Raw genomic sequence first — 15,930 nt, forward strand, 5'->3', positions numbered from 1 at the left:
ATGGCATCAGGTAAATTTATAGAAGGCGTTAAACGCTCTGGCAAAACAAAATATGCAGTCGACTTAATTAATGACTACTTAAAACGTGGTCGTAAAGTTGCTACAAATCTTGATTTATTTCTCGATAAAATGCCCGTTCAAAATCCGCATGTAATTAGATTACCTGACCACCCACGCAGTGAAGATTTACACGCGCTTGGTATCGGCTACCCAGAACTAGAGCAAGATGACAGAAATTACGATGAATCTAAAAATGGTTTAGTGGTGATAGATGAATTATTAACACATTTGAACTCACGTTCTTTTAAAGATAAAGACCGCTTAGCTATCGTTTCTTGGTTTGTTCAAATGGGTAAGTATGGCTGGGATTTAGTTCTTATTGGCCAAGACTTTGAGGGGGTTGATAAACAACTAAGAGATACCACTATTGACCAATTAGTGTCTGTTAAGTCGGGTGTTAATTACTTTGGTTTTGGCTTTATTAACTCTGTTGTGCAACGTCTATTCTCAGCCCTTCATATCCCTAAATTTTCGGTTGCTCGTTTTTATGATGGTAAGTCTAAATCGCGTAAAGCTCACGGTTATCAGTTCTATATTAAAGATTGGACACATGCCTGGTATAACACTGCACAGAAATTTTTACCTGATGTGATGACAGCTAAAGACGGCCGTTTAGTTGATATGCGCGCTATGTATTCAATGGTGCCAACTGAACAACTTAAAAAATGGTATCTCGTGAGTGATAAAGTTAAAGAAGTTGTTCAACAAAAAAAGGATCAAAAGAACCAAGACCCAATATTAAAAAAATGGCATAAGGTAGCCTTGTTTGCGTTAGTCGGCTATTTAACGTATTTGTTTTACCCGTTCGGCTCTGAAACTCAACAACAAACAATATCAAGCGAGACAAAGCAAAATACAAGCCCTTCAAGTACTGTAACCACTGAATTACCACCTATTTTAGATGGGGTCTATATTACATGCTCAGTCATTTCAAACCGTCAAAACTCGACTTACTGCTTTGAGAAAGATGGCAACCCATTTTACCCAAGCTCAATAGATGCCGTCGTAAATGTTGTATCTGCTTGTACAGCAAAATTAAAGTATATGGATAGCGAATATACGATTCATTGCTTACCTTATCGGGTAGATTCATTCTCAGCGGCAAAACCAGTTGATTCATCACCAGTACAACAAGACCTTATAGCCGCCAATTAGCCCAAAGTCACGCCAGCGCTTGCCGCGGCTGACTTGGGCTTGGCGGCATGGCGAAGCCATGTCATACATTCCAGAAAATTCACATTTCATCGAGAAACCGTTTCCATTTTTGATACATTTTATTATGGTCGGGTATCAATTCAGTGACACTGCTACACGCACTCACTGTCCTTGTTTGTTTTCAAAAAAAGTTGATTGCCTTCTGATAAACCAAGCTGAGTTAAGGACGGCACAGCAGCAAAGAGAAACACTCTCCCCTCAAAAACTAATAGGGGGGGAGCGAAACCACTTATACCGAAACCGAGTGTGCATTGTGATTTTAACAAAAAGGAGTAAATCACAATGAGCAACTTTAAATTGCAGTTCGTTACGCTATTCGGATATGACTACGCAAAAGGAGCTAAAGAACTCGGAGTAAGTGAGCGCCAAGTAAGGAGGTATGTAAAAGCCAACAAAGCCAGTAAACCAGTCGAAAAGTTACTTTGGATAATGTATCGCGGCTATTTGCCTGACACTGGCCCGTGGGCAGAATGCAGCATTTCATATCACAACAACGTAATGACTACGCCTTGGGGTAAAGTAAAACCATCAGACGTGCAATTTGTACACCGCTATAAATGGTCAGCTAAAGAGCATGAAACCATGTATAAAAAGCTTAAATCTGAGTCGAAAGAACAAGATAAATGTTTATTTGATCTTCAAGAGCAATTACTAGATATTGTAGGTAAAATAGCCAGAAAAACAGGTAGTTGATTTAATGCAAGATGCAACTTTAGTTCAAGAAATTCTCAATGCTTGGCCTACGCCAGTGATTATAGGTTCTCTTATAACTTTGCTAGGTGTTTTTCAAACAAATAGTCAGCACTACAAAAGGTTGAAATATGAACATGACCATCAAGAAAAAATTAATAAAAAAGATTTATATATTTTAAAAGGTGAAGAGCTTTACATGCTTTTAAGCAACTGGAGCGACAATATTTTTAATGAGTATAGATCATTTATTAATGAAAATTTGATTATTAGTAGTAAGTCAGATTATGCAAGGATGAATACTTTAGTGTCACTTTATTTTTCAGATATTCAGCAGGATCTATCATCTGCAATTAATAAAGAGTCTTATTTAGTCACAAGATACGATTTGGCTTTAATGCCAAAGTATCGTAGTCAATTAAGTGATAACGAGTTTATCGATCAAATACATTTTGAAGTCAATGAGTTATCAGAGAGAATAAACAACTTAAGAAAAGCATTGAAAAATAGCATTTTGGAAAACGTATAACTTATATTTAATTAAAAATTACAAAAGGGAATGAATATGCACATTGATACTGTAACAGGCAGTATAACTGCCTATTGTGAGGGCTGCTCTGGCTCTAAAAGTACTTTTTTTTGGCGTGATGTTAATGGAGATGAATTTGGTTCAGTAAGTATTGAAAATAAAAGCAGTATTTCTAGAACCTTTCTTACCTATCGACTTTATGTTTGTGCAGGTTGTAAGAAAGGTGCTTTAGCGTGTATTCAAGTAAGAGAAGAATATGTAGAGTTCCCGGGCTGTATTCTTAAACTTATATCATTTTTTCCTTCACCAGTTAGAGCTTTAAAGTTACCTGATTCAGTACCACTAGGAATAGTAAATGAATTTAGAGAAGCAGAAAAATGTTTGAGTAATCAATGTTATCGTGCTGCATCAGGTTTGTTCCGTTCTGTTTTAGATAAAACAATGCGGGATAATGGATACAAAACTTCTAAAGAAAGTTTATATGCTCAAATTGAAAATGCAGCTGCAGATGGTGTTATTACAACAGCTAGAAAGATTAAAGCACATTCTGAAATCCGTGTACTTGGAAATGATGTATTACATGACGATTGGGTTCAGATCGAGCTTTCTGAAGTTGAAGCTTCATGGAATTACTGCCAGAGAATCTTAGAAGATTTTTACGATGATAGACCTACTGTTTTAGAAATTTTAAAATCTTGTGGCAGATCACCTTCAGAGGGTTCAGATAATTCAACTGATTAAGTTTGATTTTAATTTTTATCAACTTTACCCAGACAAACTGTCATTTCTGACAGCATCTCTAACCAACTAATAAAAAAGGGCTTTTCGCCCTTTTCTTCATTATTACGTACCGTAATTTATGGGTAGTATTTAATAGGTTTACCTGTAAGCCCTAACATTTCATATCTTAAGAAGATACCTTCAGTTTGTTTTACAAAGACAGTATTTCTAATAATTAAATACTCGGAACATCTATTAAGTTCAAACTTTAGATTTATCTAACCTATCAGAAATTTCACATTTAACTTATAAGCCTCTAATTTTACTTAGTATTATCTCTTCACCTTATTATAGTACGGCTACTGTATTGTACATATGGCTTACTGCCTCAAAGCCTATTCGCTCTTCACTTTAGTCTAAACAATAATAACAAGGATTTATAATGAGGAAATTTTTTCTAATTATCATCATTGGCTATTTTGCATGGGATCATTATGCGGTGAATTATGGTGGTATCTCACCGAAGGAAGCGATAAAAATAAAAATTATTGATCCTGTAAAATCAAAGTACAGCCATAATCGTGACATCACAATTTCTGATTACGAGAAGACAAAATATGAGTGTGATGGCCGACAATACTGCAGCCAAATGAACTCACTAGAAGAAGCGCTATTTTTTACTAAAAACTGCCCTAATACAAAGTTAGATCAAAGCCCTGGTGAAGCCCCCTGCCAGAGTGATTTCATATTACGTGATTAGATTGTATAAAACTTTATGTGAACTAGTTGTTTTATATAAACTAATATGTTGATTTAACAAATGAATCAGCCTAATAAATAAGATGGAAGATAGGTAAGTTTTGACTATACTAAATTAGTAGTAGCTATATAGTAGCTTGTATCTTTTTTAGTAAGGAGTTCTCTTGCCGGTTCCAGGATATAGTTTAGTTGATTGTATCGACAATAGTGGTTACTTCTTACTTCATAGCGCTAAGTCACTAAAAAATGGTGACTTGGTCCTTATAAAGTCACTAAAAGAAGTAAGTAGAGACAAAGATACAATAAACAAGCTTTTACTTGAGCATGCATTTTCAGATAAATTAGACCATCCTAATATTTTAAAACCTATTAATTTCATTAACGAAGATGACTGTACAGCCATCATTTATGAATATTTTCCTGCCAAGCTTCTTTCTAAACTTTTACAAAAAGCGACTATTTCGGTAAATGATTTTCTGCCATTAGCTGTTAAGCTCTCAGAAACGGTCAATTATTTGCACTCTAAAAAATTAATTCATAAAGATATTAACCCCCATCACATTTTGATTAGTGATGATTTATTTAGCTTTAAATTATTTGGTTTACATATTGCGACCTCTCTTTCGAAGTCTTCACAAAACTTAACTAGCCCGGCAGTTTTAGAGGGTACCCTCGCTTATTTATCACCAGAACAAACCGGGCGTATTAATCGAAAAATAGATTGCCGCAGTGATCTTTATTCTTTAGGCGCCAGTTTTTATGAAATGCTAACTAGTAAACCTCCTTTTAGTGAACAGGATCAACTAGCACTTGTGCACTGTCATATAGCTAAAAAAGTTGTGCCAGTTAATAAAATTAATACAAACATTCCAAAAGTTATTGCTGATGTTATTAGTAAGCTACTTCAAAAAAATGCAGAAGATCGTTATCAATCAGCTTGGGGGTTAGCAAAAGATTTGCAACTAATTTCAGCTCGGTTTGAGAATGATCCATCACTCACTAATTTTGAATTACCAAATGTAAACTTCTCAGCATCAGAGCAATTTAATATTCCGCAGAAGTTATATGGTCGTAAAAAAGAAATAGGTGATTTATTGCAGTCTTTTGAGCGTGTCGCCCAAGGTAGTTGTGAAATATTTTTAGTATCTGGTTATTCTGGTGTCGGAAAGTCTGCTCTGGTGAAAGAAGTCTATAAACCAATGACTGGAGAGTATGGATATTTTAGTTTTGGTAAGTATGATCAGTATCAGAGAAATATCCCTTATTCTGCCATCACTGATGCCTTAAATAAATTTTGTCGTTACATTTTAACAGAACCTAATGATGAATTAATTCTTTGGCGTGATATTTTTAACAACCACCTCACTGATAAAGCAGTATATTTGTGTAACATAATCTCTGACTTAAACCTAATTCTGAAAATTAAAGATATAGATATACAGAAAAAAAATATAGATAAAAGTCTGTTACACAGTTTATTTCTAAGCCTTATGACTGCCATTTGTAGTAGAAACCGCCCTTTCATTTTATTTTTAGATGATATGCAATGGGCTGACTTAGCATCTTTAGAGTTATTAGCATCTTTATTTGATAATTTACAATTACATCATTTATTAATAATACAAGCATTTCGAGATAATGAGGTTGATTACCAACACCCATTCACTAAATTCATTACCGAAATTAAAGATAAAAATGTACCTGTAAACCAGGCTTTTTTGAATAACTTACCACAAGATGTAATAAATACTCTAATCAGTGACACAATAAATACCCCTGAAATAGAATGTCTTCCTTTAAGTGAACTCATATTCAAGAAGACATTAGGAAACCCCTTTTTTGTTTTACAATTTACGACAGAGTTGTATGAGAAAGGTCTGCTATATCACAACCTAGAAAAAGATTGTTGGTGCTGGGATAAAGAAACTATTTTGGCAGAAAACATCACCGATAATGTTGTTGATTTTATGGCAGGTAAAATTAATGAGCTACCAGATCATGCCTGTGATTTACTTAAGTATGCTGCAAGTGTTAGTAATACATTCGACACTAATATGTTGGTAGCGCTTTCTGATAATCAATACACAGCCAAGCAGATAATTAATAATTTGATCCCTGCTATTGATAGAGAACTTATATTAACTCCGCAATCTATTTCACATGTCATTCCTTCACAAGTGGCCGTTAATGAAAATGTGCAATTAAAATTTTTACATGACCGTGTGCAGCAAGCCGCCTACTCACTCATTCCTGAAAATGAGCGTCAGCAAGTTCATATTAATATTGCCAGACTGCTTTATCAGTATGCACTTAACAATAACATTCTAGATAAAAGCTTATTTGATCTAGCAAACCAATTTAATAAAGCAATAGAGCTTATATGTAACCCTCTTGAAATAAAGCAAGTTATTGAAATTAATTATTTAGCCGCAAAAAAAGCGTTTGACTCGGCGGCTTATAGCTCCTCTTATAATTATCTTAGCTTTACTAAGAGGTTATTAAAGATAGAACATTTTAAAGTTAACTATAGTGTAACGTTTGAAACCTTACTGTTGTTATGTAAAGTTAATTGTATTTTAAATAAATATAATGAATCCGATGAATTTTATAGTCTATTACTAAAATACAAACATACAGCTTTAGATCATGCGCGCGTACTGCTGGTGAAAATGGATGATTTCCACCAACAAGGACTCTATCAAGAAGCACTAGATACACAATATCTAGCGTTAAAAGTATTAAATTTAGCCCCGCCTTCTGAGTTAGAGAATTTAGATGCTCAAATCGTTAACGAAATCACGCTAATAGATACATACCTTGCACAGCACTCTATTGATAGTCTCTATGATTCTAATGACTTAGAAGATGAACAAATTTTATTATTACTCGATATTCTGACCAGCCTTTGGATCACCGCATATTTATTATCTGATGAGGATGTTGTTCAATGGGCATCGGTAAAAATGTGTAGCCTTTGCCTTGAGCATGGTAGGTGTGAACAATCTGCCTTTGCTTATATTCTTTATGGTTTTGTTTGTGTTAATAGGCTAAATGAATTCAAAAAAGCGGATGAATTTGGCAAAGTTGCACTAAAAATCGCTGATAACTACCCAAACCTAGCGTTACGCGGCAAAGTGTACTTTATGTACGGCTTAACGATTTGTCATTGGAGTAATCACCTTTCCTTTTCTACCAAAAGTTTTCGGCAAAGCTATCAATTCAGTTGTCAGGCTGGTGATTGGACATACGCTAGCTATGCAGCAGTTAATATTATTTCAAACTTAATAATAGAAGGCCTGCCCTTCACTGATGTTTTAACTGAGGCCAATAAGTACTTAAGTTTTTTAAAAGAAAAAAATGAAGAATCAACTAAAAGCTTTTTTATACCTGGCGCATATGTACCATTACTGCACTTAATGGATAAATGTGATAGCCATAATAGCTTTAACTGTGATGTTTTTAATGAACAGGAACACCAACTTTATGCCAAAGACTCACCGATTATTCAAGCTTGGTATTACTATGCAAAAATCAGAGCGCTCTATTTAATTGGCCTATATGACGAAGCTCTAGCAATTATAGAGCATATTCATATCATCCCAATGGGTGTGCCAGGACAAATAAAAACACCTGAAGCCTTTTTTTATTCATGTTTAGTTCTGCTCGCTAAACCAGAAACTTATTTAGGTTCTAGTAAATATCAGGATATGTTTAAGCACATGTTTGAACGCTTGAAAACTTGGAGTGACTCTTGTGAAGATAACTTCCTTCATAAGGTAAAATTGATAGAGGCTGAATTAGCAAGTTTGAATAACCAACCTTTCTATGAGGTATTTGATCTTTACCATCAAGCAATCGAGCTTGCTAAAGCTGCCGATTACAAACTAATTGAGGCATTAGCAAATGAGTTACTCGCAAATTACCTAGTGAAGCAAAGTAAACTTGAATATGTCATGCACCACCTGCAAATTTCTCAGACTATTTATAATCATTTATCAGTCAATGTTAAGGCGGCAAACTCATCATTACCAAACGATGAGATACCTGTTTTAACCAGTAATTCATCGATAGAAGTGTCGACTAGTTCAATTGCGCTTAATTCCATGATGCAGGCAGCTAATGTACTTTCAGAAGAAATGGTTATAGATAAATTAATGAATAAATTAATTGCCATTGTTATGGAGTTTTCTGGTGCCTCAAAAGTTGCTTTGTTACTTAAGAAAAATTCAAAATGGTGGGTAGAAAATATTGGTATTTTGAATGAGCCAAATTTCCAGTTTGAACCTTTACCTTACTCTAAATCTACTGATATACCTGCCAGTGTTATCCGGTATGTGATTCGAACACAAAGTATGGCTTTAATTGGTAATGTGTCTGTCGATTCGGTTTTCACCAACGACCCTTACATTGAGAAGCATCAACCAAAATCTATTTTATGCTTACCACTTATCTACAAGAATCGAATCAACAGCATTGTCTACTTAGAGAATGAACTCACTACTGATGCCTTTGGCCAAAACCATTTAGATATGCTTAATTTATTGATTGGTCAAATGGCAATCTCAATCGAAAATTCAGTCCTTTACAGCCAAATGGAAGAAAAGGTTGTTGCCCGAACTAATGATTTAGAAGAATCACTAAAGCAATTAAAACAAACGCAAAATCATTTAGTCGAATCAGAAAAAATGGCTTCACTAGGTCGCTTAGTTGCAGGTGTTGCCCATGAACTTAATACCCCTTTAGGTGTCAGTGTGACAGCCTCTTCAAATCTGCTTGAATTAATAGAACAGCTACGCGTTGCATTTGAAGCACAAACACTCACGCGTAAAGAATTTGTCTCTAGTATTGCAAATATTAACCAAGCAGGTTCTATTGTTTACCGTAATTTAAATAGAGCTGCCGAACTTGTCGCTAACTTTAAACTAGTCGCTGTTGATACGAGTAACGATGAAGAGCGTGAAATCAATCTAAAAGAATATTTAACAGATTTAGTGAGCAGTTTATCTCCAGCTCTTAAAAAGGGTCATCATACTATCCAAATTGATTGTAGCGATGACTTAGTGATTAAGGTTGACCCTGGTGTTATCGCGCATATATTCACCAATCTTATTTTAAATTCTTTAATACATGGCTTTGAAGATACACAAGAAGGTCAGATAACGATTACTGCAGAGCTTGAAGGCTCAAAACTTAGAGTTGATTTTCAAGATAATGGCAAAGGCATGACTAAAGAAGTACAAAGTAAGATATTTGAACCTTTCTACACGACTAAACGTGGGGCTGGCGGTAGTGGCCTTGGAATGAATATTGTTTATAATCTTATCGTTCAGAAGCTAAAAGGTACAATCAGCTGTCACTCTGAGGTTGGAAATGGTACTAAATTTACAATTTTATCTAACCTTTAACCCATCTTCCTAACTTTTCTTAGTTAAATAATATTAACTTTTGTAACATAAAACCGGAATTTTCTTAGTTTTTTTTCATGAATTTATCGCTAAATTGTTTATAAACATTAGTAGCTAATTTAGCACTAACTTTCTTTTTGATTTTAGGTTGTTTTGTTAAACGCTAATTTAACTTTCTGAAACCAAAGCTGTACTTGGATGATTTTGACGTGAAACATAGAATTAAAACCGATACCGAAGTTAAATTTTCTGAATCTGACATCCTATTATCGACTACAGATTTACAAAGCTTTATTACTTATGCCAATGATGAATTTTGTAAGATAGCTGGCTATACACTTGATGAAATGGAGGGTAAGCCTCATAACCTCGTTCGCCACTCAGACATGCCAAAACTTGCTTTTGCTGATTTATGGACACACCTTAAAAATGGTCAATCTTGGATGGGGCCAGTTAAAAATCGTTGTAAAAATGGTAATTACTATTGGGTGAATGCCTTTGTAACACCAATTAAAGATAAAAGTGGTCGTACTGTTGAGTTTCAATCTGTAAGAACCAAGCAAAGCGATGATGTTGTACAAAGAGCAACAGCGGAATACGCTAAAATAAACGATAATCAAAAATCCCATGCTACTGCGGCAAAGTTCGATGCCACTCTTTACATAAGTGCCCTATTACTCATTAGTTTTTTAGGTTCGCTGGCTGGCGTATTTAGTTCTAGATTCGATATTTTTAACTGTTTACTTGTACTCCTCTTAGCATCAGCTAATGGGCTCATGTATTTTTGGCGTCAAAAATACTTAGCGCTGATCAGTAAAGCAAAACAAGTATACGATAATCCTTTAATGGCTTACCTCTATTCTGGTACCAATGATCTTTCTGGTTTTTTAAATCTTGCTTTAGAGATGCAACAAGCTAAATTAAAGGCTGTCGTTGGCCGTGTTAATGATGTGACCATGGGCGTTAATCAAAATGCTCAGCAGTGTGCAGAGTCCGGCCATAATGTTACTGAGCTTTTAAATAAACAAACGGATGAAGTTTCTCAAATTGTTGTCGCAACAGAACAAATGACCGCGTCTATTAATGAACTATCTTCAAGTACTAAAAAATCTAATCAAGCTGCCGAAAAGTCTAATCAAGCAACCGAAGAAGGCTCACTTGCGGTCAAGCAAACCATAAACTCAATCAGCGAGCTTGATAAAAAGCTTAAGACAGCTAGTAGCCAATTAGAAAACTTAATAGAAGGTAACCAACATATTGTGGCAATTTTATCTGAAATAAACGCTATTGCTGATCAAACTAATTTACTTGCCTTAAATGCGGCTATTGAAGCTGCCAGAGCGGGTGATCATGGCCGAGGTTTTGCGGTTGTTGCAGGTGAAGTACGTGCACTGGCATCTAGGACTCAACAATCAACAGAAGAGATAAACAATGTATTGAATCAACTTACTCATGCTTCAGAGGAAGCCCAAGTTGCCATGAAAGACGGGCTAAACTTGTCAGCTAAAAGTGTAGAGCTTGCACATCAAAGCGGTGATAGTTTGGACCACATAAAAGCACAATCAATAAAATTAAGTGAGCTCAATAGTATTATAGCTCATGCTATGAATGAGCAACTAACTGCGAGTCAGGTTATTGCTACAAACCTAACCGCAGCACAAGATTTTGCTCATAAATGTACTGAGCTTGGCCATACTTCACAGCAGTTATGCGAAGCGTTACTCAGTAAAGTTACTGAGCAGACTGCGCTGATTAATCAGTTTAAATAACGGCTATCAATGTTTTATTTTAATTGATAAGGTTTACTTTCGGTGTGTGCGTTTTAGTACACACTGCATCAAAAGCATCTGCTAGCCGTTCGGTTTCTTTGAATACCTGCTGCCAATATTTTATCCGTGTATCTGCATCAAGCTCAGTAAAATCCTTACGATCAGGGATTTTGCCATAGGGTAATGAAGCAACAAAGTCAGCTGATGGGGTGATCATCACCACCTTATCATAGTTACTTGAGGTTATACCGCGCTTTAAGCTTTTGTCAAACCACCCTGCTTTAGGGCTGCTATTAAAATGTGGATATAGAATAAGCCCATCATTATGTATATTTAAGTCAAAGTGATAATCGATGATACCACCATCGCGATACATACCAGGCGGTGTTCCTGTTATATTTTTAATGCCTTGCATTACTAATGGAATAGAGCCTGAAGCAAGTAAAGCATCCGGCAAGTTATCTTCGTTTAACTCTATAGTATGGGTATTAAAAGTATTGTTATCTGAAAATGATAACTTACTATCAGCAGGCTGAAACACATAACGCTCGTATTGCTTACTTAAAAAACGTCTATTCATTCTGTTTAGTAAGTAGCTTTTTGATAAACCCATTAATTGCATTACTTTGTTTTCTGATGCTGTAAATCCATTCGATTTTGCAACTATAAAGTGGGCTTTAAAAATTGGGTTATTAATAATTTCTTGAATGCCTTTTTCGGCAAACACATAGCGTAACAACTCTCGGGCTTTTGTTGTTATTTCTTCAGGCTTTGCTTTATTGGATGAATAACGTGTTTCAGAATATGACTTTGCTAATCTTGATATAGCAGCAACAGGATCGTTTTGTGCAAAACAGGCAGATCTAAACGCGCCAGCGCTTGACCCTAATAAGTTTAAAGGTGTGCTACGGTCTTTAAAAAATTCACCAAATAGATATTTATCCAGACCAAATAAAGTAAACCACTTTGGCCCGCCGCTTGCCCCTAAAAAGGTATTAAACAAATCGGCAGATAGGCCTTGCTCTTGAATAACTTTTGCAGCACTTGGCCCTGCGTAAATATCTATCATGGTTACTTTGCTCGTTATTGTTTTAGATTATTTGCGCCAAATTCCTTGCTCTGTTTGACCTTGAACCTGCACTTTTTCAGAATCAAAGCTCGGTTCTTGCCCTGCTTCACGTTGACTATGATAGTCTTTTGTCACAGATAAGATGGTTGGCGTTAAGCGTATAATAGCGATTACATTCACCACTGTCATTAAACCTAAAGCAATGTCTGCCAGATCCCACACTTGTTTAATAGTTGCTGAAGCTCCCCAAATCATCATTGATAAATATAAACAGGTGTAAATGCCACGGCCAAGTTTATTATCAAGCTTAAATAAATGTAGGTTACTTTCTGCATAGGCATAATTTGCAACCACAGAAGTAAACGCAAATAAACAAATTGCAGCCGCTACAAAGTAAATGCCACCAGCAGCCATATGCGCCGTCATTGCAGATTGAGTTAAGCGTATTCCTTCCATTTCGCCGCTTATATCAATATCAGCCAGTAGAATAATTACCGCAGTACAACTACACAATACAATGGTGTCAAAAAACACCCCAAGCATTTGAATATAGCCTTGAGTGACCGGATGATTCGGAACTGGCGATGCGCAGCCTGATGCATGCGGTACACTACCGGCGCCAGCTTCATTAGAGTATAGGCCACGCTGAATGCCATTTTTTATTGCTGCGCCCATAGCCCCGGCTCCAGCTTCTTGTAAGCCAAAGGCTGAAAGTAAGATATCTTCAATCATCTCGGGCACTTTACCAATATTAAGCAAGGTGATAATGATAGCGGATAGCACAAATAAAATGCCCATTACTGGCACAATTCGTTCAGCAAAGCGGGCGATCGCTTTAAAACCACCTAAAATAATTGAGCCTGCTAGTATTGTGATCACAATACCTGAATACAATGTTGGAATTTCAAATGCGTAATTGAGAGCATCAGTAATTGTATTAGTCTGCATAGCACTGAACGTAAAGCCATACCCAAGAAACAAGCAAAAGGCAAAACTCACCGCAAGCGCCCTACTACCTAACCCTTGTTGAATATAATAAGCTGGCCCGCCCCTAAATTCGCCATTAGCATCTCTTACTTTGTACACTTGCCCAAGTACGCTTTCGGCAAAGCCTGTGGCCATGCCCAAAATGGCAATCACCCACATCCAAAATATTGCTCCACTGCCACCTAATGAAATAGCAACGGCAACCCCAGCAAGGTTACCAGTACCAACACGGGCTGAAAGACCAGTACATAAGGCTTGAAACGAGCTGATTGAGTTTTTATCTGTGCTGCTACTCGTCTTTAATAGGCTAAACATATGACGAAATTTAACCAATTGAATCGCTTTAAGTCGCACCGAAAACCAGATTCCGGCAAACAGAAGAATATAGATAAGAATTTGGCCTTCTCCCCAGAGAAGACCATTGATTGTCGATACCAAAGTGTTAAACATGGCAAGCCTTTATTTTTCTTATAGAATAACAAATCACAAAAAGTGAATAGCTAACCACTTTAACTCTATTTACAAATATCTCAAGTAGGCAATGTGATTAATTAACCGAACTTACGCCCGACTAATTTAGCAGTTGTTGCTGTAAAAATTCACGACCCGCCGCTAATCCCAATTTGTGATCGTAGCGTAGATCATAGTCTGTACTACCAAGTAGCTTACTGCGTAGTTTATCGCCTGCAAAAATTTGCGTGATCCGCGCATCACTTGGAGGATTGGCAATAAAATCAAGTTCATCTTGATAAGCTTGTTCGTGCTGTACTAAATAATCGATTGTTTTAGGACAATAACCCGATACACGTACTATCGATTTTATCTTATTCATCCACTCTGACTGAACTTGAAAGTTTTCATCCACAGTGCGGATAACCACAATATCTCGGGCTCCCCGATTATAGGCTTCTTTTACTGGTAATGGAGCTGCTAAACCACCATCTAGATACATATCATGAACTAAATCAGTATTAGAGCTCTGAATAATTGCATCGTTCGCAGCTTTAGTTGTCAGCCAAGGAGTTAAGTTAACCCCATCTTTATATAAAAACGGTAATGCGCTTGATGCTTTTAACAGTGCCAACCATTGCATATCTTCACCATTTGGGCTCAAGTAATAAGGTTTACGGTCAGCCGCATTAGTAGTTGTGATCAATAGTTCGCGATTGCCTAGGCTTTGCGTTGCTGTTTTAAAATCAAGGGCACGGTTTACTTCTTTGGTTTTATCAAAATACCAATCAAGATCGACAATGCTTTTACCAAACAGCCCACGGCCAAGTTGGAAAAAACGTTTATGACGAGAAAGCCCTCTGATCAAACGTTTTGCATAGCCTTTTTGACGCGCTAAATAACTCGTTAAATTTTGTGAGCCTGCCGATGTACCAATGAATAAATCGAATGGATCGTAATTGTTTTCTAACCATGCATCGAGCACACCTGCTGTAAAAATCCCTCGTTGCCCACCACCCTCAGCGATTAATGCTGTTTTTGATTGGGGTTCTACTGCGGCAATTGTTTGAGATTTCACGGTGCACCTTCCTAGGGTAATAGTTTATAAATGTATTGTATAAAGTTAATTTCAATCCTTAAAACGGAATAATTAAATTGTTTCAATCTATAAAACCGTTTATTGCATGAGTGTCAGAGTCCAATTTATGCGTATAATAAATCGTTATACGCATCATGTTTCTCATCATTCGTTTGACTGTATTAGTTCATGATGTCTGCTAATATTTCTAGCGCATGTTGTCTGTCACTCAAATCATACAGGTCATTAGTAAAAATAAACTCATCAACCTGTAGCGTCTGTTTAATCATACTCAGCTTATGCTTAACGCTCGCTTGATCACCAACGACAGAAAGTCCTAAAAAGTTTTCTACTTGCATTTTTTCTTGCGCTGTCCATAAACCATCCATGCTTTTTACAGGTTCTTTAAGCCAAAGCGGCTTACCACGCATAAGTGCTAAAATGCGCTGTTTCGCGGTTGTTGATAAAAATCGTGCTTGTTCATCTGTGTCAGCGGCTACAACAGGTAAGCCCAGCATTACGTATGGCTTATCTAACACTTCGGATGGTTGAAACTCTCTGCGATATAATGCAATAGCATCTTCAACAAAACGCGGGGCAAAATGTCCTGCAAATGCATATGGTAAGCCTTTTTTAGCAGCTAATTGTGCACTATAAAGGCTTGAGCCAAGTAACCAGATAGGCACATTCGTGTCTTCACCTGGGATTGCACGTACTGGTGAATCACCTTTGTATGGGCCAAGCAAACCTTGAAGCTCAGTTACTTCATCATTAAAGTGTTCAGCGCGTTGTTCGTCTCGGCGCAAGGCACGGCTGGTAATTGGGTCGCTGCCAGGAGCACGGCCAAGCCCTAAATCAATTCGACCGGGATATAAACTTTCAAGAGTACCAAATTGTTCAGCAACCACCAGCGGTGGATGATTAGGTAACATCACCCCCCCCGCACCTACGCGAATATTCTGGGTTTTACCTGCTATGTGACCAATCAGTACTGAGGTTGCAGCGCAAACAATACCGCGCATATTGTGGTGCTCTGCCATCCAAAACCGATTAAAGCCAAGTCTGTCAGCTGTTTGTGCATAAGTAACGCTATTAGCTAATGTTTGCGAAACTGTTTCGTGCTCTTTCATTGGGCTCAACTCAAGCAATGAAAAAGGCGTGTTGGTAAGGTCAGACATTCGCTCTCCAAAATTAAACTC

At 36.8% G+C, this 15,930-nt stretch carries 11 protein-coding genes; 7 read left to right on the top strand and 4 right to left on the bottom strand.

Annotated elements, in window-relative coordinates; genetic code table 11:
• The 7 genes from QUE86_RS18545 (at nucleotide 1) to QUE86_RS18575 (ending at nucleotide 11,147) form a co-directional block, all read left to right on the top strand.
• On the top strand, nucleotides 1-1,215 hold the full coding sequence (locus QUE86_RS18545) for a zonular occludens toxin domain-containing protein (RefSeq protein WP_286260518.1): 1,215 nt from the start codon (nucleotides 1-3) through the stop codon (nucleotides 1,213-1,215).
• Between the two features lie 342 nt (nucleotides 1,216-1,557).
• Nucleotides 1,558-1,968 carry a hypothetical protein gene (locus QUE86_RS18550; protein ID WP_286260519.1) on the top strand — a complete coding sequence of 137 codons (411 nt, stop codon included), beginning with the start codon at nucleotides 1,558-1,560 and terminating at the stop codon, nucleotides 1,966-1,968.
• Nucleotides 1,969-1,972: 4 nt separating this feature from the next.
• Nucleotides 1,973-2,494: a hypothetical protein gene (locus QUE86_RS18555; RefSeq protein WP_286260520.1), complete on the top strand. Its 522-nt coding sequence runs from the start codon at nucleotides 1,973-1,975 to the stop codon at nucleotides 2,492-2,494.
• Between the two features lie 36 nt (nucleotides 2,495-2,530).
• Nucleotides 2,531-3,235, top strand: coding sequence for a DUF4145 domain-containing protein (locus QUE86_RS18560; protein ID WP_286260521.1), 705 nt, complete (start codon nucleotides 2,531-2,533; stop codon nucleotides 3,233-3,235).
• Between the two features lie 421 nt (nucleotides 3,236-3,656).
• Nucleotides 3,657-3,974 carry a hypothetical protein gene (locus tag QUE86_RS20085; RefSeq protein ID WP_434784485.1) on the top strand — a complete coding sequence of 106 codons (318 nt, stop codon included), beginning with the start codon at nucleotides 3,657-3,659 and terminating at the stop codon, nucleotides 3,972-3,974.
• A 163-nt stretch (nucleotides 3,975-4,137) separates the two neighbouring features.
• Nucleotides 4,138-9,378, top strand: coding sequence for an AAA family ATPase (locus QUE86_RS18570; RefSeq protein WP_286260522.1), 5,241 nt, complete (start codon nucleotides 4,138-4,140; stop codon nucleotides 9,376-9,378).
• A 209-nt stretch (nucleotides 9,379-9,587) separates the two neighbouring features.
• Complete coding sequence (locus QUE86_RS18575) at nucleotides 9,588-11,147, top strand: methyl-accepting chemotaxis protein (RefSeq protein ID WP_286260523.1); 1,560 nt, start codon at nucleotides 9,588-9,590, stop codon at nucleotides 11,145-11,147.
• A 19-nt stretch (nucleotides 11,148-11,166) separates the two neighbouring features.
• On the opposite strand, the gene QUE86_RS18580 is transcribed toward QUE86_RS18575, so the two are convergent.
• From QUE86_RS18580 to QUE86_RS18595, 4 genes are all read right to left on the bottom strand, one after another.
• Nucleotides 11,167-12,216, bottom strand: coding sequence for a patatin-like phospholipase family protein (locus QUE86_RS18580; protein WP_130052393.1), 1,050 nt, complete (start codon nucleotides 12,214-12,216; stop codon nucleotides 11,167-11,169).
• Nucleotides 12,217-12,243: 27 nt separating this feature from the next.
• Nucleotides 12,244-13,653 carry an alanine/glycine:cation symporter family protein gene (locus tag QUE86_RS18585; protein ID WP_286260524.1) on the bottom strand — a complete coding sequence of 470 codons (1,410 nt, stop codon included), beginning with the start codon at nucleotides 13,651-13,653 and terminating at the stop codon, nucleotides 12,244-12,246.
• A 121-nt stretch (nucleotides 13,654-13,774) separates the two neighbouring features.
• Complete coding sequence (locus QUE86_RS18590; RefSeq protein WP_130052395.1) at nucleotides 13,775-14,731, bottom strand: patatin-like phospholipase family protein; 957 nt, start codon at nucleotides 14,729-14,731, stop codon at nucleotides 13,775-13,777.
• Between the two features lie 182 nt (nucleotides 14,732-14,913).
• Nucleotides 14,914-15,909: an LLM class flavin-dependent oxidoreductase gene (locus QUE86_RS18595; protein ID WP_130052396.1), complete on the bottom strand. Its 996-nt coding sequence runs from the start codon at nucleotides 15,907-15,909 to the stop codon at nucleotides 14,914-14,916.
• Nucleotides 15,910-15,930: the final 21 nt, after the last annotated feature.

The sequence above is a fragment of the Pseudoalteromonas apostichopi genome (assembly GCF_030297135.1).
GTDB classification, from domain to species: domain Bacteria; phylum Pseudomonadota; class Gammaproteobacteria; order Enterobacterales; family Alteromonadaceae; genus Pseudoalteromonas; species Pseudoalteromonas apostichopi.